A 410-nucleotide genomic window follows, 5' to 3' on the forward strand; every position below is an offset into this window, starting at 1 on the left:
CCCGCCGCGTCTGCGGCTGTAGCCGTCAAGTTGAACGTACCTTCTGCCAAGGCGGTGGCGGGGGTGAAACTCCAGTTGCCGGAATCATCGGCGGTGGTAGTGCCGAGCTCAGTTCCGTCTCGGAAGATGGTGACGGTGCTTCCGGGTTCGGCGATGCCGGTGATGTCGGGGGTGGTGTCGTTGGTGATACCGTCGCTGGTGATAATTGGGGCGTCGGGTGGGGTGGTATCCGGCGCGGTGGTATCCACGGTGAGACTCACCGCCGTGGAAATTTCGGAGATGTTCCCCGCCGCGTCGGTAGCTTGAGCCGTCAAGCTGAAGATTCCTTCTGCCAAGGCGGCGGTGGGGGTAAAGGTCCAGTTACCGTCCGCGTCGGCAATTGTGGTGCCGAGCTCGGTTCCGTCTTGATA

General features: G+C 62.2%; 1 protein-coding gene. It reads right to left on the minus strand.

Features of this window, described 5'->3' with window-relative positions:
- A partial coding sequence (locus tag AC0QHF_RS23760; protein ID WP_324706740.1) for an Ig-like domain-containing protein occupies window positions 1-410 on the minus strand: 410 nt, incomplete at both ends.

The sequence above is a fragment of the Lyngbya sp. CCY1209 genome (assembly GCF_055795065.1).